The sequence below is a fragment of the Pseudomonas trivialis genome, assembly GCF_036864995.1.
In the GTDB taxonomy this organism is placed as follows: Bacteria; Pseudomonadota; Gammaproteobacteria; order Pseudomonadales; family Pseudomonadaceae; genus Aquipseudomonas; species Aquipseudomonas trivialis.
Genome location: NZ_CP142151.1, coordinates 2,690,963 through 2,707,976 on the forward strand (window position 1 = coordinate 2,690,963; position 17,014 = coordinate 2,707,976).

The 17,014-nt window shown below is 61.4% G+C and carries 15 protein-coding genes and 1 pseudogene; 9 read left to right on the plus strand and 7 right to left on the minus strand.

The window, feature by feature from the left end; all coding sequences use genetic code 11:
- Positions 1–14 precede the first annotated feature (14 nt).
- Positions 15–773, plus strand: coding sequence for a DNA-binding transcriptional repressor DeoR (gene deoR, locus VRB54_RS11645; protein WP_338480991.1), 759 nt, complete (start codon positions 15–17; stop codon positions 771–773).
- On the opposite strand, the gene VRB54_RS11650 is transcribed toward deoR, so the two are convergent.
- From VRB54_RS11650 to VRB54_RS24585, 5 genes and pseudogenes are all read right to left on the minus strand, one after another.
- Positions 770–1,816 (minus strand): aldose 1-epimerase family protein, encoded by a 1,047-nt coding sequence (locus VRB54_RS11650; RefSeq protein WP_338480992.1) that lies wholly within the window; start codon positions 1,814–1,816, stop codon positions 770–772. The genes deoR and VRB54_RS11650 overlap by 4 nt on opposite strands.
- Positions 1,813–3,144, minus strand: a complete 1,332-nt coding sequence (gene fucP, locus VRB54_RS11655; RefSeq protein ID WP_338480993.1) for an L-fucose:H+ symporter permease — start codon at positions 3,142–3,144, stop codon at positions 1,813–1,815. Before fucP ends, VRB54_RS11650 begins: the two co-directional genes overlap by 4 nt.
- A 28-nt stretch (positions 3,145–3,172) precedes the next feature.
- On the minus strand, positions 3,173–4,093 hold the full coding sequence (gene rbsK / locus VRB54_RS11660) for a ribokinase (RefSeq protein ID WP_338480995.1): 921 nt from the start codon (positions 4,091–4,093) through the stop codon (positions 3,173–3,175).
- Between the two features lie 164 nt (positions 4,094–4,257).
- The gene (locus VRB54_RS24580) at positions 4,258–5,121 is read right to left on the minus strand and encodes a methyl-accepting chemotaxis protein (RefSeq protein WP_373460621.1); all 864 of its coding nucleotides are present in this window, start codon (positions 5,119–5,121) and stop codon (positions 4,258–4,260) included.
- A pseudogene (locus VRB54_RS24585) lies at positions 5,116–5,871 on the minus strand (MCP four helix bundle domain-containing protein); the annotation flags it as partial. The gene VRB54_RS24580 and the pseudogene VRB54_RS24585, both read right to left, overlap by 6 nt.
- 207 nt (positions 5,872–6,078) lie before the next feature.
- On the opposite strand from VRB54_RS24585, the gene VRB54_RS11670 reads away from it, so the two are divergent.
- A complete protein-coding gene (locus tag VRB54_RS11670) occupies positions 6,079–6,936 on the plus strand; it encodes an SDR family oxidoreductase (RefSeq protein WP_338480997.1) in 858 nt (285 codons plus the stop codon).
- A gap of 146 nt (positions 6,937–7,082) precedes the next feature.
- Here VRB54_RS11670 and VRB54_RS11675 read toward each other — a convergent pair whose 3' ends face one another.
- A complete protein-coding gene (locus VRB54_RS11675; protein WP_338480998.1) occupies positions 7,083–7,997 on the minus strand; it encodes a site-specific integrase in 915 nt (304 codons plus the stop codon).
- 108 nt (positions 7,998–8,105) lie between these two features.
- Positions 8,106–8,924 (minus strand): M949_RS01915 family surface polysaccharide biosynthesis protein, encoded by an 819-nt coding sequence (locus tag VRB54_RS11680; RefSeq protein WP_338480999.1) that lies wholly within the window; start codon positions 8,922–8,924, stop codon positions 8,106–8,108.
- A gap of 413 nt (positions 8,925–9,337) precedes the next feature.
- Between VRB54_RS11680 and arnC the strand changes: the two genes are divergently transcribed.
- Genes arnC through VRB54_RS11715 form a run of 7 tightly spaced genes read left to right on the plus strand, consistent with a single transcriptional unit; the run spans position 9,338 to position 17,011 of the window.
- Positions 9,338–10,369, plus strand: a complete 1,032-nt coding sequence (gene arnC, locus VRB54_RS11685) for an undecaprenyl-phosphate 4-deoxy-4-formamido-L-arabinose transferase (protein WP_338481000.1) — start codon at positions 9,338–9,340, stop codon at positions 10,367–10,369.
- The gene (arnA, locus tag VRB54_RS11690) at positions 10,366–12,357 is read left to right on the plus strand and encodes a bifunctional UDP-4-amino-4-deoxy-L-arabinose formyltransferase/UDP-glucuronic acid oxidase ArnA (RefSeq protein WP_338481001.1); all 1,992 of its coding nucleotides are present in this window, start codon (positions 10,366–10,368) and stop codon (positions 12,355–12,357) included. Before arnC ends, arnA begins: the two co-directional genes overlap by 4 nt.
- Positions 12,357–13,241, plus strand: coding sequence for a 4-deoxy-4-formamido-L-arabinose-phosphoundecaprenol deformylase (gene arnD / locus VRB54_RS11695; protein ID WP_338481002.1), 885 nt, complete (start codon positions 12,357–12,359; stop codon positions 13,239–13,241). The genes arnA and arnD overlap by 1 nt, the downstream gene beginning before the upstream one ends.
- Positions 13,238–14,893 carry a lipid IV(A) 4-amino-4-deoxy-L-arabinosyltransferase gene (gene arnT / locus VRB54_RS11700; protein ID WP_338481003.1) on the plus strand — a complete coding sequence of 552 codons (1,656 nt, stop codon included), beginning with the start codon at positions 13,238–13,240 and terminating at the stop codon, positions 14,891–14,893. Before arnD ends, arnT begins: the two co-directional genes overlap by 4 nt.
- Positions 14,890–15,237 carry a 4-amino-4-deoxy-L-arabinose-phosphoundecaprenol flippase subunit ArnE gene (gene arnE / locus VRB54_RS11705; protein ID WP_209981973.1) on the plus strand — a complete coding sequence of 116 codons (348 nt, stop codon included), beginning with the start codon at positions 14,890–14,892 and terminating at the stop codon, positions 15,235–15,237. The genes arnT and arnE overlap by 4 nt, the downstream gene beginning before the upstream one ends.
- Complete coding sequence (gene arnF / locus VRB54_RS11710) at positions 15,234–15,635, plus strand: 4-amino-4-deoxy-L-arabinose-phosphoundecaprenol flippase subunit ArnF (protein WP_231421283.1); 402 nt, start codon at positions 15,234–15,236, stop codon at positions 15,633–15,635. The genes arnE and arnF overlap by 4 nt, the downstream gene beginning before the upstream one ends.
- Positions 15,632–17,011: a UDP-glucose/GDP-mannose dehydrogenase family protein gene (locus VRB54_RS11715; RefSeq protein WP_338481004.1), complete on the plus strand. Its 1,380-nt coding sequence runs from the start codon at positions 15,632–15,634 to the stop codon at positions 17,009–17,011. The genes arnF and VRB54_RS11715 overlap by 4 nt, the downstream gene beginning before the upstream one ends.
- The last annotated feature ends 3 nt before the right edge of the window (positions 17,012–17,014 follow it).

The following is a 17,014-nucleotide window of genomic DNA, read 5'->3' on the forward strand; positions in this document are numbered from 1 at the left end:
GCCCTGGAATACGCGTGGACAGTAGAAAAGCCGAGCGACTCAAGCTTATCCAGCAAGCCTTGCAGGATCAGAACGCCATTCACCTGCGGGAAATGGCGGCCCTGCTGGACGTTTCCGAGATGACCCTGCGCCGCGATCTCGCTCACTTCACCGAGCACCTGCGCCTGCTGGGCGGCTATATAACCCGGGTCGGCAATGAGGTCGGCGATTACCGTGTGGCCGATCAGGACACCCGCCACGTCGAGGAAAAACGCCGCATCGGCAAGCTCGCTGCCCAACTGATCCAGCCCGGCGACACGGTGTTTTTCGACTGCGGCACCACCTCGCCGTTTGTGATCGATTTCATTCCCGATCAGTTGGAATTCACTGCGGTGTGCAGTTCGCTGAACGTGCTGCTCAAGCTGCAGAACAAGCCCAATTGCCAGATCGTCTTGTGCGGCGGCACCTTTCACCGCAAGAACCAGGTTTTCGAAAGCAGTGCCGAAAGCAGCATTCTCGACAGCGTGCGCCTGACGTGGGCCTTCGTGACCGCCGCCGGTGTCAGCCAGGCATTCGGCGTGACCTGCTTTAACTTCAATGAGGTCGAGGTCAAGCAAAAGGTCATACGTCAGGCCCAGCAGCGGGTGCTGCTTGCCGACTTCAGCAAGTTCGACACGGTGCGCACCGCTCACTTCGCCACCCTGGAAGACTTTCAGTACGTGGTCAGCGACAAGAAAATCCCCCGCAACTACAAAGAATCCATCCTGGCCAGCGGTGCGCAATTGCTGGTTTAACCCAGCACCGTTTGCCGCTCCTGCGCACTCAGGTAGCCGGTGGTCAGGCTGAACGAAGCGCTGGCGCCGGCGGCCAGTACCCGCACGTTACCCTTGGCTTTTTCGGCGTTATAACCCTCGGGTTCGCAGGTGGACGGCAGCACGAACGCCGCCACCTGCTGATCCGGTGTGTAGAGAATCCAGCGCACGGCACGCTCGAACTGCTCGGGGCGGTAACGGGTGTAAAACGCCGCACCGTCGGGATGATCCAGCAGAAAATGCGCCTGGCCTGCGGCGTCCGTGCCCACGCCATCGAAGAAAAACACGACTTCCGGGTCGTACAGCGACGGCTGATCGAGACTGGCCAATTGCGCCGGATGCTCGACCAATTGCGCCATGTAGGCGCTCCAGGCCGGTGTCGGTTTGACGTGGTCCGGCACGCTGGTGCGCAGGCGTTGGCGTTGCATGCCCAAAGGCTCGACGAACCGCGCACCCGCCACATAGGCGTAGTTCATATGGGCCATGTACATCAGGTCCATGGGTTTGCCGGCCAGGTTGGTCACTGCCATGCCGATATCGAACAGGGCCGAATCGGCGTGCAGGGTCACGCGGGGGCACGCGCGATAGCGATCGCCGAAGCCTTTGGCGTATTCGTAAGAACCGTTCAGGCTCACGCAGTCTTCACCCAGTTCCAGCCAGGCCGTGTCCATCGGCGCGCAGGGCATCTCGCCGTGCAGCGCGTGGGTGTCCTGCGGCGCCGGGCAGCCGTTGCGCAGCAGGCCGCTGTGAAACATGAAACAGCCGTAGGTATCGATGATCGTCGGGCTGGGCCGGGGTTGCTCGAACAGGTTGCGCATGGTCAGGTCGCAACCGTCGAAGACGGCGGACCAGATCATCTGCCCCTGATAAGGCAACAGCACCAGACGACCACGGCTATTTTCCAGGCTCAGGGCCCGCACGCCGGACGGATAGGTCCAGGCACTGACCTTGAACGCCTGCGACTGCAGGATAATTTTCTCCTGCTCGCCGAACAGCGCGGGGTACAGCGGGATACGGGTACTCATGAAGCCACCGCCCCGGCTGCCGTCAACGGCTCGCGGCCTGGCTGGCGCATGCACTTGAGTGCGTAGATGACGATCACGATAAAGCACAGCAACGGCACGCTGTAGGCCAGTTGCATATTGCCGCCGCTGGCGTCGGACAGCAGGCCCTGGAAGATCGGGATGACGCCGCCGCCGACGATGCTCATCACCAGCAATGAACCGCCAACGCCGGTGTCTTCACCCAGGCCGTCGATGGTCAGGCCATAAATGGTCGGCCAGCAAGGACCGAGGAAAATGCTCACGCCGACCGCTGCATACACCGCCGAGATATTCGGTACCAGAATGGTGTAGGCCAGCAGCACGATGCACAGCACACCGTAGATCGCCAGGACCTTGGCCGGGTGCAGGCGTCGCATCAACAGGTTGGCTATCATCTTGCCGACAAAGTAGGCGGCAAAGGTGGTCATCAGAAACCATGAAGCGCTGCGCTCATTCATGCCGCCCATTTGCATGGCCAGGCGAATGGTGAAGCTCCACACGCCGACCTGGGCACCCACATACAGAAACTGCGCCAGTACGCCAAAGGTAAAGCGCGGGTTACGCCACAGGCGACCGAGGCTTTGACGCACGCTGCCCGGCTTGCTGCCGGCGGGTTTATTGCCCTTGCAGGCGGGAAATCGGGTGATGGCGACCAGGATAAACATCAGCACCAGCACGGCAATCATCCACTTGTAGGGCAGCAAGGTGGACTGGATCATCTGCAACTGCTGCACCGCCGCCTCGGTGGCGCTCATCTGCGTCAGCTGTTCGGTGGTGGCGTCAGTGGACTTGAACATCACAAAACTGCCCACATACACCCCGGCCATTGCGCCGAATGGGTGGAAGGTCTGCGAGATGTTCAGGCGCCGCGTGCCGGTTTCCCGTGGGCCCATCAGCGTCGAGTAGGTGTTGCAGGCGGTTTCCAGAAACGACAGGCCCGCAGCGATCACGAACAGCGCCAGCAGGAACATGCCGTACTTGGCCGTGGACGCCGCCGGAAAAAACAGCAGGCAGCCGAGCATGTACAACAACAGCCCGATCAGAATCGTGCTCTTGTAGCTGAAGCGCCGCACCACCATCGCGGCCGGAATAGCCACGAAAAAGTAGCCCAGGTAAAACGCCGACTGGACGAACGCGGTCTGGAAATCACTGAGCAAAAACGCTTTCTTGAAGTGCGCGATCAGCACGTCGTTCATGCTCGCCGCAGCAGCCCACAGTGCAAAGATGCTGCACAGCAGGATAAAGGCGAACCAGGGGGTGCGGTTCAGGTAGAAACCGTCAGGTGTCTGTTGCAGCGCAGGTTTGTTCATTATTGTTCTCCGGGCTGGGTTGAGGGTGTTAGGGCTGTTGCTGGAAGCGCGCGAACGCTTCGCTGTCGGGATAGGAAGACTGCGTGCCCAGCGCCATGACCGAGCATGCCGAGTACGCCACCGCCTGCTCCATGGCCTGCTGAATATTGCCGTCGCGGTTCCAGTGGTGAATGAAGCAACCGATAAAGGCATCACCGGCGCCCGTGGTGTCACGGGCCGCAACCTGGCGGCCCGGCACGCGGAACTCGCCCTCCTCGCCCACGTACAGCGCCCCCTGTTCGCCCAAGGTGACGATGACATGGCGAATGCCGCTGGCAACCAGGGTGCGTGCAGCGGTTTGAGCAGCGGCCAGTGAGTCCACCACCTGCCCGGTGATCAGCGCCAGTTCCGATTCGTTGGGGATCAGAAAATCCAGTTGCGCGAGATGCTCAGGACTCAAGCCCGCCAGGGCCGGCGCCGGGTTGAGCAGCACCGCAATACCGTGCCGACGCGCGAATTCGATGGCGTAATACACCGTCTCCACACGGATCTCCAGTTGCAGCACGATCAGCGCGCACTCACGTAGTTCGGCCGCCGCAGTATCAATGTCCGCCGGAGCCAGATGCGCGTTGGCGCCCTTGACGATGAGAATGCTGTTATGGGAGTCGGAGCGCACAAAAATCGGTGCCACACCACTGGAGACGCCAGGCACCCGCTGCACATAACGGGTGTCGATACCAAAGCGCTCAAAATTGGCCAGGGTATTGTCGGCAAACATGTCGTCGCCAACCTTGCTCAACATCAGTACCTGTGATCCGAGCTTGGCAGCCGCCACCGCCTGGTTGGCGCCCTTGCCACCACAACCGAGGGCGAAGTCCGGCGCTTCCAGGGTTTCGCCCTGGGCCGGCATGCGGTCGATGTAGGTAATCAAATCCACCATGTTGCTGCCGATGACTGCGATCTTGCTCATTGCTATTCCACCTTGTTGCGGCACGGCCAGGCAGGTCATGTCGCTCTTGTTTTGTTATTTAAATAACATATGGTGTGAATATTCAATCTTTTTTTGCGGTGTCGCATCGAGTCCACGCAAAAAAAAACCGGCCCATGGTGGGCCGGCGCGTTGCGTAGCGAGCGTTACAAGCTGAAGCGATCCACCGATTGCGACAACTTGCCGGCCAGCCCGGACAAGTGGTCGGTAGTGGACGCGGTTTCGCCGATCACCCGGCTGTTGTTTTGAGACATGCCGGCGATCATCTCGACCTGATGGGAGATCTCATTGCTGGCCAGGCTCTGCTCGCCGATGGTGCGCGAAATGTCGTTGACCAGCTCGGTGGTGCTGAGGGTGGCCTGCAGGATTTCGCGGATGGCCCGTTCGACCTCGGCGGTCACGGCCATGCCTTTGTCCACCTGGGCGACGCCCTCCTCCATGCTGGTCACCGCCTCGCGCGTACTCTGCTGGATGCGTCCTACCATGCTGGCAATTTCCTGGGTCGAGGCACTGGTGCGGCCTGCGAGGCTGCGCACTTCATCGGCCACCACCGCAAAACCGCGCCCCTGCTCACCGGCACGGGCGGCCTCGATCGCGGCATTCAGGGCCAGCAGGTTGGTCTGGTCGGCGATGCCCTTGATCACCTGGATAATGCTGTAGATCGCCTCGGACTCTTTGTCCAGGGTGCGGATGACCTGCGCCGATTGCTGCGCCGAGCGGGCGATGCCGTCCATGTCGCTGACCACCTGGTGAATCACTCGACCACCGTCCTTGGCCAGGGCTTCGGCCTGGTTGGCCATGTCCAGGGCGCGCCCGGCATGCCGGGTGATTTCCTCGATGCTGGCGGTCATTTCGCTGGCAGCGGCCGCCATGGTGCTGGCCGCGCCGCTTTGCTGCTGGCTGCTGTTGGCGACCTCATGGCAACCGTGGCTCAGTTGCTCGCTCATGTGGTTGACCTCATGGGCGTTGCTGCGCACTACCTCGATCATGCCGCGCAAGTCGCGCTGCATGGTCGCCAGGCTACTGATCAGCATGCCCGCTTCGTCCTTGCGCCGCGGCTCGGTGATCGGCTCGCTCAAATTGCCCCTGGCGATGCTCGAGGCAATCCTGCTTGCCGTTTGCAGCGGCCCCATGATGCTGAGGATGACCCAGCGGCCCTGCGCCAGCAGCAGCAACAGGCTGACGATCAACACAACGCCCAGGGTCAGGTTGGCATTGCTGAGCGTTTGCCGGGTGCTCGTGCCGCTCTGTTCGGTGTTGCCTTCGATCACCTCACTCAAGGCGGCCATCTGTTCTTCCAGATGACTGAACGCACCGTTGAACGTATTCAGTTCGGCGCGGGCAGCCTCGGGGTTGTCCAGCGCCAGCGCGACAATGCGCTCACCCGCGCTGATGTAGGTGTCGAGGGTAGGCTTGAGCTTCTCCAGGCTGTTCTTGAGTGTGGCGTCCAAAGGCAGCTTGAGGTTATCGCCCAGCACCTGGCGGAAATGCTCGGCATGTTCTCTCAGCGACTGGGTGACCTCAGCCTTGGTGCTGGTGCTTTTGCCCAGGCCCACCAGCATCGCCGACAGGACATCGGCGCGCAGGGCATCGTGCATCATGTCGGCTTCCATGTGGTTGCGCAGCACCGTCATGCTCACCGCGTTATCGGCCACGGCTTCGCCCATCCGGGTGTTGCCCAGGTAACCGGCCAGGCTCATGACCAGCGCCGTGAGCAGTCCGGTCGCAATCAACAGCATCAAGCGTAGTCTGATCGTCATGCCTTATCCCCTGTATGGGCCGCCGATTGGCGGTCCTACCGCTACTAGCGTTATCGGCAGTAATCACAGGACTTTTAGATAAATTTCAGCGGCGCGCCGCCGCCCGAACGCCAACCGCTCGTCGGGCCTGCGCCGCATCCATCACAACTATCGCCGGGGCCAAAACTACTAATCCCATAGCACCCTTGGAAATCTATGGAGATTGTTATGACTGATTACCCACGCCCTCCCTTCGCCCCACAAGCCCAAGCCGTGCCAGGCACTCAAAAGAAGATGGACCCGTATCCCGACTGCGGCGAACAAAGCTACAAAGGCTCCGGCCGATTGGCCAACAAGATCGCGTTGATTACCGGTGCCGACAGCGGCATTGGTCGCGCCGTCGCCATTGCATTCGCCCGTGAAGGTGCCGATGTGGCCATCGCCTATCTGGACGAGCATGAAGATGCCCAGGAAACCGCACGCTGGGTTGAAGAAGCCGGCCGTCAGTGCCTGCTGCTGCCCGGTGACATCGCGCAGAAGGCCACCTGCCAGGCGCTGGTGGACAAGACCGTCGAGCAGTTCGGCCGCATCGATGTGCTGGTCAACAATGCCGCGTTCCAGATGAACCACGAAACCCTCGAAGAGATCGAGGATGAAGAATGGGTCAAGACCTTCGATATCAACATCACCGCGATGTTTCGCATCTGCAAGGCCGCTTTGCCCCATATGAAGGCCGGCAGCTCTATCATCAACACCAGCTCGGTCAACTCCGACATGCCCAAGCCGACCCTGCTGGCTTACGCCGCCACCAAGGGCGCCATCGCCAACTTCACCGGTGGCCTGGCGCAGTTGCTGGGCAGCAAGGGGATTCGCGTCAACAGCGTTGCCCCCGGTCCGATCTGGACGCCGCTGATCGTGGCCACCATGACCGATGAGGATGTGCAGAGCTTCGGCAGCGAAACCCCGCTGGGTCGGCCAGGCCAACCGGTGGAAGTGGCGCCGATTTACGTGTTGCTTGCCTCGGATGAGGCCAGTTACATTTCCGGCTCGCGCTATGCGGTGACCGGCGGCAAGCCCATTCTCTAATACCCCACGCAATGTGGGAGGGGGCTTGCTCCCGATTGCAGTGTGTCAGGCAACCATTTTTTGGCTGATGCACCTCTATCGGGAGCAAGCCCCCTCCTACATTTTGATGTTCATCAAATGTTGGTCTTTATCCAAGCGGGAGACCGCTACAGATCAAACCTGTCCACCGCACGACGCCGCTCGTTATCCTCGCGCACGTCATAACTGGCGGTGGTCTGGATATTGGTGTGGTGCGCCAGCTTCTGCGCAATCGACAGGTCATGCTCCTCGATCACTCGAGTGATGAACGAGCGGCGAAAGTCATGGGGCATGATCTTCACCCCCACCTGCTCTCCGCGCTGGCGGGCGATGTAATAGATCGCATGCTTGGTGATGCGCTCGCGGGTGATATGGCTGCCCCGGCGTATACGGTTGAACAGGAAGCTGTCGTCCTGCTCACCCTCCTTGAGCTGTTCGCGACGAAAATCCAGCCATGCCGTGAGCTTGGCGAACGCCCAATCCGGCGCGTACTTGACCAGCTCCTTATTGCCCTTGCCGATCACCCGCAGGCTGCGCTCCTGGAAATTGACCTGCGCCAGATCCAGGTTCACCGATTCCGACTTGCGCATGCCCGAGCCATACAGGATGCCGATCACGGCCGCATCGCGCAGGCCCTGGGGGCGTGGGTCGGCGGCGCACACGTCCATCATTTCGCGGATCAGCGTGCGCCGCAGGTTGCGGCCCTGGCTCAGGCGACTGCCCGCGGTGGCCTTGACCGTGCGCATTTTCAGCAGGTGCTCCTGGCTGATCAGGCTCATGCGCCATGCCTCGTTCATTACCCCACGCACGGCATTCACATACAGCGATGAGGTATTGGGCGCATAGCCGTCTTCGCGCAGGGCGGCAACCAGGGCGATCACGTGTTCGGGTTGCAGATGATGCCAGTCGATGTCTTCGAGGTTGATGTCGTCGAAGCCCAGGCGATCGGCCGCGTCTTGCAGCACATAGCGCATGGTCAGTTGGCTGGAGGGGGCCAGGCGGGTGAGATAGAGGGTCAGTGGGTTGCGGATAGACTCAGTCAAGGGAGATCAGCCTTTGGATTAAATACCTCAAGTAATCGATTGATTAATAGAGGTATTTAGTGAATTGGCGAGGCCTGAGTCTAACGCAGGATCAGCCCCCGCACCACATCACGGCGCCGAGTCTTCGTCCATGGTGGGTTCCTGCGGCTGGGGTTGGGCCTGAGCCTGGCTCCACTCGGTGTCCTGCTTCTTCATCAGCGCAAACCAGTGCTGGCGCATGAAGGCCAGGTAGCGCTCGGGGGCCTTGGCAAAGTCTTTCTCATCGCCATAGCACCCCGGCAATGGCAGTTCGGTGCCCTGTTCCTTGTACTGGCTGACCAGCGCCTGTTGCGCAGCCACGCTGCAGTCGGTGGGCAAAGGCATGCCGCGCAAGGCGCCAAGCTCTTCGTCCCACCACGCGGCGCCGTAACGGTCGACACCGCGCAGCCGGTACTTCTGGGACTTGCCCACATGCATGATCAGCTTGAATTGATTGGGGCTGACGTCGCTGGCGCAGGTCAGCGAATAGCCCACGGTGGCCTGGGTGCTGCCGTCTCCCGCCAGGTCGGTGACCCGGGTGGCCGCCATGTCGAAACGCAGCGCCGCATCGAATTCGCAGCGTTGTACGTCGTCGTAGAGCATCCACATGCGCCTGGGGCGGTCACCATCGATCAGGTACTGGGCCGCGTAGACGAATGCAGACTGACTGCCATCGTCGTCCCGCTCACTGATTTGCTCGGCGAGCACCAGCAGGTTTTTGCCCTGGCGATCGTCCCAGGTGAACGCCGCCACCTGCTTGCCGCGCACTTCGACGCCGTCGGGTATTTGACTGACAGGCGTGAGCGCCACCCCTTCATCGGCCCGCACCGTACCGACACAGGCCACGGTCATCATTAAACCGATCAACGCAGGCCGCAATTGGCCGCGCAAAAGCTGCACGCTATTCATCCGACTACCCTGGCACGAGATGGCTTACTTTACCGGCACTTGAGGCGCAATGCAGAGAAGATTGTTGAATAAAATCCGGCGGCTAATCACAGACGACGAAGTTGCGCGCAATGTGCAGTTGCCTGTCCCCGTTTTTCCGGCCAAATCTCGCCTGCAGGCCCCTGACTGCTTAGCTGAACCCTAGCTGTCTACCTGTCAAATAAACGAGTTTTTCATCAGGCTTTCATATCTGTTCAACATTTTTGCGCTTAATCTTAAACACAGTACTTCACAGCAAACCGCGCTATACAGGCTAACCTGTTGATAATGTTCCAGCTTTGATACCGCTCAGTTACCCGCGGTCTGCATGTTCGCCCCCCTGATTGCTGCTGTTTTCACGCTTCAAGTTGCGCTAACCCCGAGGTCATGAATCTTTGAAACCCTACCCTATTCATTGCGTGTCGATCGTTATTCCGGTCTACAACGAACAAGAGAGCCTGCCTGAACTGCTGCGTCGCACCACCGTCGCCTGCAAGCAACTGGCCTACGAATACGAAATCATCCTGGTGGATGACGGTAGCCGCGACAACTCGGCCCAGATGCTCGAAGACGCGGCGAACGAAGACGGCAGCAACATCGTGGCGGTGATCCTCAACCGCAACTACGGCCAGCATGCCGCGATCATGGCCGGTTTCGAGCAATGCCGGGGCGAGGTGGTGATTACCCTGGACGCCGACCTGCAGAACCCGCCGGAAGAGATCCCGCGCCTGGTCGAGCAAGCCGCCCTTGGCTACGACGTGGTCGCCACCGTGCGCAACAATCGCCAGGACTCAGCCTTTCGCCGCTGGCCTTCGCGCCTGATCAACCTCGCCGTGCAGCGTTCCACCGGCGTGGCCATGACTGACTACGGCTGCATGCTGCGCGCCTACCGCCGCACCATCGTCGACGCCATGCTCGCCTGCCGCGAGCGCAGCACCTTCATTCCAATCCTGGCCAACGGCTTTGCCCGCCACACCACGGAAATTCTGGTGCACCACGCCGAGCGTGAACACGGCGAATCCAAATACAGCGCCATGCGCCTGATCAGCCTGATGTTCGACCTGCTCACCTGCATGACCACCACGCCACTGCGCCTGCTTTCCATTGTCGGTTTCAGCCTGGCGGCGCTGGGCGTGCTGTTCGCCTTCGCGCTGGTCATTCTGCGCCTGGCCTTCGGCGCGCAGTGGGCCGGTGACGGCATGTTCGTGCTGTTCGCGGTGCTGTTCGTGTTCACCGGCGGCCAGTTCATTGGCATGGGCCTGCTGGGTGAATACCTGGGACGCATGTACAGCGATGTGCGCGCCCGCCCCCGTTTCTTTATCGAAAAAGTGCTGCGCAACCAACCGGCAGCACCTGCACCCGTGGTCGTCGTCGACGGCCTGGTGTCTTCCCATACCTCCACTTCTTCCGATCAGGTTCAGTCATGAGTTCAAAAGCTGTTGTATTCGCGTACCACGATATTGGCTGTGCAGGCATCGAAGCCCTGCTCGCTACGGGTTACGACATTGCTGCCGTGTTCACCCATGCCGATGATCCCAAGGAAAACAATTTCTACGGCTCCGTCGCGCAACTGTGCGCACGCAACGGCATCCCGGTACACGCTCCGGAAGATGCCAACCACCCGCTGTGGGTCGAGCGCATCGCCAAGCTGAATCCGGATTACATCTTCTCTTTCTACTACCGCAACCTGCTCGGCGAAGCCCTGCTGGCCACCGCCAAAAATGGCGCGTTCAACCTGCACGGCTCGCTGCTGCCCAAATACCGTGGCCGCGCCCCGGCCAACTGGGTGCTGGTCAATGGCGAAACCGAAACCGGCGTGACCCTGCACCGCATGGTCAAGCGGGCCGATGCCGGCGCGATCCTCGCCCAGCAGAAAGTCACGATCGACCGCAGCGATACCGGCCTGACCCTGCACGCCAAACTGCGTGACGCGGCCACCAGCCTGCTGCGCGACGCCCTGCCGCAACTGGCCCAGGGCAAGCTGACCGAAACCGCCCAGGACGAAAGCCAGGCCACCTGCTTTGGTCGCCGTACCGCCGCCGATGGCAAGCTGGACTGGAAAAAGCCGGCTGAACAGCTGTTCAACCTGGTTCGCGCGGTGACTCAACCCTACCCGGGCGCCTTCTGCGCCGTGGGCGAGCACAAACTGATCGTGTGGCAGGCCGAGGTGGTCAAAGGCAATGAAGGCCTGGCGCCGGGCCGCGTGATCAGTGTCAACCCGCTGCGCATCGCCTGCGGTGAAGACTCGCTGGTGATCAAGTTCGGCCAGCGCAACGCCACCGGCCTGTACCTGGCCGGCCCTTCCCTGGCCGATGAACTGGGCCTGGTGGACGGCTCCGTGCTGCGCGGCGCCGAATCCGGCCGCAAGCCACGCCGTACCCGTGTGCTGATCCTGGGGGTCAACGGCTTTATCGGTAACCATCTGTCCGAGCGCCTGCTGCGTGATGACCGCTACGAAGTCTATGGTCTGGACATCGGCTCCGACGCCATCGAGCGCCTGCGCAGCCACCCCAATTTCCATTACGTGGAAGGCGATATCAGCATCCACACCGAGTGGATCGAATACCACATCAAGAAATGCGACGTGGTCCTGCCGCTGGTGGCAATCGCCACGCCCATCGAATACACCCGCAACCCGCTGCGCGTGTTCGAGCTCGACTTTGAGGAAAACCTCAAGCTGGTGCGCTACTGCGTCAAATACAACAAGCGCGTGATCTTCCCGTCGACCTCCGAAGTCTATGGCATGTGCCAGGACCAGTACTTTGACGAAGATACCTCCAACCTGGTGGTCGGCCCGGTCAACAAGCAGCGCTGGATCTACTCGGTGTCCAAGCAACTGCTCGACCGCGTGATCTGGGCCTACGGCGACAAAGGCCTGAAGTTCACCCTGTTCCGTCCGTTCAACTGGATGGGCCCGCGCCTGGACCGTCTGGACTCGGCGCGTATCGGCAGCTCCCGGGCGATCACCCAGTTGATCCTGAACCTGGTGGAAGGCACGCCGATCCGCCTGTTCGACGGTGGCGAGCAGAAGCGCTGCTTCACTGATATCGCCGACGGCATCGAAGCCCTGGCGCGCATCATTGATAACGACAACGATAACTGCAACGGCCAGATCATCAACATCGGCAACCCGGAAAACGAAGCCAGTATCCGTCAGTTGGGCGAAGAGCTGCTGCGTCAGTTCGAAGCCCACCCACTGCGCGGCAACTTCCCGCCGTTCGCCGGTTTCCGCGACGTCGAGAGCAAGGCGTTCTACGGTACCGGTTACCAGGACGTGGCGCACCGCAAGCCAAGCATCGACAACGCCAAGCGCCTGCTGAACTGGGCGCCGACCGTGGAGATGAGCGAAACCATCGGCAACACGCTGGACTTCTTCCTGCGCGAAGCCATGCTCGAAATCGCGGACAAAAAGTAATGAAGGCAGGCTTGCGCATCGACGTCGACACCTACCGTGGCACCCGTGAAGGTGTGCCGCGGCTGCTCGAATCCCTGGACGAAGCCGGGGTTAAAGCGACGTTCTTCTTCAGCGTCGGGCCGGACAACATGGGGCGCCACCTGTGGCGCCTGATCCGTCCGCAGTTCCTGTGGAAAATGCTGCGTTCCAACGCTGCCGGCCTGTATGGCTGGGATATTTTGCTGGCCGGCACCGCCTGGCCGGGCAAACCGATCGGCCGCGATCTGGGGCATTTGATGCGCCAGGCCAAGGCTGCCGGGCATGAGGTTGGGCTGCACGCATGGGACCACCATGGCTGGCAGGCCAACACCGGACGCTGGAACGAAGCACAACTGATCGAACAGATCCGCCGTGGCGTCGACACCCTCAGCGACATCCTCGGTGAGCGCGTCGATTGCTCAGCGGCCGCCGGTTGGCGTGCCGATGAGCGCGTGGTGCAAGCCAAGCAAGGGTTCAACTTTCGCTACAACAGCGATTGCCGGGGTACCAGCCTGTTTCGGCCGACACTGGCCGATGGCAGTGCGGGTACGCCACAAATTCCGGTAGACCTGCCGACCTTCGACGAAGTCGTCGGGCCGGTGGTGGCTGCCAAAGACTTCAACGGCTTCATTCTTGACCGCTTTGAAGCGGCCAAGCTCAACGTCTACACGATCCACGCAGAAGTAGAAGGGATTCTGATGGCCAATGATTTTCGCCAGTTGCTCGCCCAGGCAGGGCAGCGCGGCATCGAGTTCGCGCCACTGGGTGAGCTGTTGCCCGCCGACATCGACACCCTCCCCCGGCAGCAACTGGTGCGCGGCGCCTTAAGCGGTCGCGAAGGCTGGCTTGGAGTGCAGCAGGCATGATTCGGCGTTGGGCGCTGCCCCTGCTGTTGCTGGCCTTCGGCGCGTTTTACCTGCTGCCATTGGCCACCCATGGCCTGTGGATTCCGGATGAGTCGCGTTATGCGCAGATCAGCCAGGAAATGCTGCTGACCGGCAAATGGGCCGCGCCGCACTTTATGGGCATCCGCTATTTCGAAAAACCTGCCGCCGGTTACTGGATGATCGCGTTCGGCCAGGCGATCTTCGGGCAGAACCTGTTCGGCGTACGGTTTGCCTCGGCCCTGAGCACCGGCCTGAGCATCCTGCTGGTGTACGCCGTGTCGCGCCGCTTGTGGGATGACCGTCAGAAAAGCCTGATCAGCACCTTGCTGTACATGAGTTTTGTGAGCGTGGCGGCGCTGGGCGGTTATGCCAACCTCGATCCGCAGTTCACCTTCTGGGTCAACCTCACCGGCGTTGCGCTGTGGTTTTGCCTCGACAGCAGCACCCGGCGTGGCCGCCTGTGGGCATGGGCCCTGCTCGGGTTCGCCTGCGGCATGGGCTTCATGACCAAGGGCTTTTTGGCGTGGCTGCTGCCAGTATTGATTGCCGTGCCTTATATGGTCATGCAAAAGCGCCTGGGCGAATTGCTGCGCTATGGCCTGGTGGCCGTGGCGGTCGCGATTGTCGTCAGCCTGCCATGGGCGCTCGCCGTGCACCTGCAGGAGCCGGACTACTGGCACTTCTTCTTCTGGCACGAGCATATCCAACGCTTTGCCGGCGAAGATGCCCAGCATGCCGAGCCGTTCTGGTATTACCTGCCGCTGCTGGCCGCCTTTTCGCTGCCGTGGCTGGGCCTGCTGCCGGCCACCTTCAAGCAGGCCTGGCTGGACAAGCGCTCGCCGAAAATCACCTATCTGTTGCTGTGGCTGCTTATGCCCCTGGCCTTCTTCAGCCTGGCCAAAGGCAAGCTGCCGTCCTACATCATGCCGTGCCTGCTGCCCCTGGCCTTGCTGATGGGCCATGTGCTGGCCGACAAACTGGCCCAAGGCCGCACCCGTGCCTTGCGCATCAACGGTTGGCTGAACCTGATTCTCGGTGTCGTGGCGCTGCTGGCGCTGGCCTGGGTGCAACTGAAAAAACCGGTGTACGAACCCGGCCAGGAAACCTTCAGCCTGGTGCTGGTGTGTGTCTGCCTGTTCGGCTGGATCATCGCCAACCTGCTGCAGGCCATGCGCCCGTTGACGCTGTGGGCAGCACCGCTGATCGGCAGCGGCTTGCTGGTAGCCCTTGCCCCGGCTGCGCTGCCCCACTCGGTGGTTTACAACAAGACCCCGGATCAGTTCATCCTTGATCACCTGCAAGAGCTGCAACCCGCTACCGCCCTGCTGAGCAATGACCTGGGCGCCGCGTCGGCGCTGGCCTGGCGCCTGCAACGCCCTGACGTGACGCTTTACAACTCCATCGGAGAAGTGAAATACGGCCTCGCCTACCCGGATGCCGGCCATCACATGGTGGACACCCATCAGATTCAGCAATGGATGAGTGATGCGCGCAAGCAGGGTCCGGTCGGCGTGGTGATGCGGGTCAAGGGCGATGACGAGGTTGCCGAAGTCAATCTGTTGCCCCAGGACGGCAAAAGGTACGAGCAAGGCAACATCGTGATCCTCATCTTCGGCCAGGTGGCGCCGTGATCACCCTGTTGCTGTTACTCGCCGCGTGCCTGCTCACCTGCATGGGCCAGGTCTCGCAGAAGTTTGCCGTGGAAAGCTGGCGCCACCTGCCCGCGGGCTGGGCGCTGAAACTGCGCTCGCCGTGGCTGTGGTCGGCGCTGCTTTGCCTGGGTTTTGGCCTGCTGGTGTGGCTGCTGGTGTTACAGCGCCTGGAAGTCGGGATTGCCTACCCGATGCTCAGCCTGAACTTCGTGCTGGTCACGTTGATGGCGCGGTTCGTGTTCCATGAGCCTGTCGACGGCCGTCACTGGCTGGGCGTGGCGCTGGTGATTGCCGGCGTTGTGTTGCTGGGGCGCCAGGTATGAGCCGCGTACGGGGTTTCGCCCTGGCCATGGGCAGCGTCGGCCTGGTCAGCGCCGCACAGTTGGGCATGCGCTGGAGCATGACGCGTCTGCCCCTGCCCCATGAATGGCTGAGTGCACCGATTGATCCGAGTGCGCTGGGCGTGGTGATCCTCGCGATCCTCGCCTACGCGCTGTCGATGCTCTGCTGGCTGGGTGCGCTCAAGCACCTGCCGCTGGGCCGAGCCTATTCATTACTGAGCATCAGCTACGCGCTGGTGTACCTGCTGGCTGCCAGCCTGCCGGTGTTCAACGAATATTTTTCGCTTTCAAAAACCCTGGGGGTGGCGTTTGTCATCCTCGGTGTGTTGGTTATCAACTCCCGCCGTGCTAGCGCAGCAAGTCCCAGGAATGCCTCATGAAAATCAGTGTATTTGGTAGTGGTTACGTCGGTCTGGTGCAGGCCACTGTATTAGCCGAAGTCGGTCACGATGTCATCTGCATGGACGTGGATCAAAACAAGGTCAAGCTGTTGCAGCAGGGCCATGTGAGCATTTTCGAGCCGGGTCTTGCGGCCATGGTCAAGGAGAACCTGGAGAGCGGTCGCCTGCACTTCACCTTTGATGAGAAGTTGGCAGTCGAACACGGCGAAGTGCTGTTTATCGCCGTGGGCACGCCGTCGGACGAAGACGGCTCGGCCGACCTCAAGTACGTGCTGTCGGTAGGTGACGCTGTGGCTCGCCATCGTGTGGCCCCGGTGATCCTGGTGGAAAAATCCACCGTGCCCGTCGGCACCGGCGACACCCTGCGCGCGCATATTGAAAAAGCCCTGCGCGTGGTTGGCCGTCACCTGGAGTTCGATATCGTCTCCAACCCGGAATTTCTCAAGGAAGGCTCGGCCGTTGCCGACTGCCGCCGCCCTGACCGCATCATCATCGGCTGCGAGCGCGAAGAAGTGCGCGACGTGATGCGCGACCTGTACGCGCCCTTCAATCGCAACCATGACCGCATCATCTTCATGGACCTGCGCAGCGCCGAGCTGACCAAGTACGCCGCCAACTGCATGCTCGCCACCAAGATCAGCTTCATCAACCAGATCGCCGAACTGGCCGAACACCTGGGCGCCGACATCGAAGCCGTGCGCCTGGGCATCGGTGCCGACTCGCGCATTGGCTACCACTTCATCTACCCGGGCTGCGGCTACGGCGGCTCGTGCTTCCCCAAAGACATGCGCGCCCTGATCCACAGCGCCAGGCAGGCCAACTGCTCCAGCGACCTGCTGGAGGCCGTGGAAGCGATCAACCAGCGCCAGAAGAGCAAGCTGTTCGAGCGCATCAACGCGTTCTTCAAGGGCAATCTGCGCGGCAAGACCTTCGCCCTCTGGGGCCTGGCCTTCAAGCCCAACACCGACGACATGCGCGACGCCCCCAGCCGCGTGCTGATGGAAGCCCTGTGGGCTGCCGGCGCCAACGTGCGCGCCTTCGACCCCGAAGCCATGCAGGAAACCCAGCGCCTCTACGCCGATGAAGAGCGCCTGATGCTGATGGGCACCCCTGAGTCCACGCTGGTGGGCGCCGACGCGCTGATCGTCTGCACCGAATGGCAGCAGTTCAAGGCGCCGGACTTCGACCTGATCCACCAGCGCCTGAAAACCCCGGTGATCTTCGATGGCCGCAACCTGTATGACGGCGAGCGCCTGGCGCGCAAAGGCTTCCAGTATTTCCCGATGGGCCGTGGTGACTCCTGCACGCTGCCGATACCGCAGCAGCAATGGTTGCCCCAGGTTGTGGAAGCCTGATAC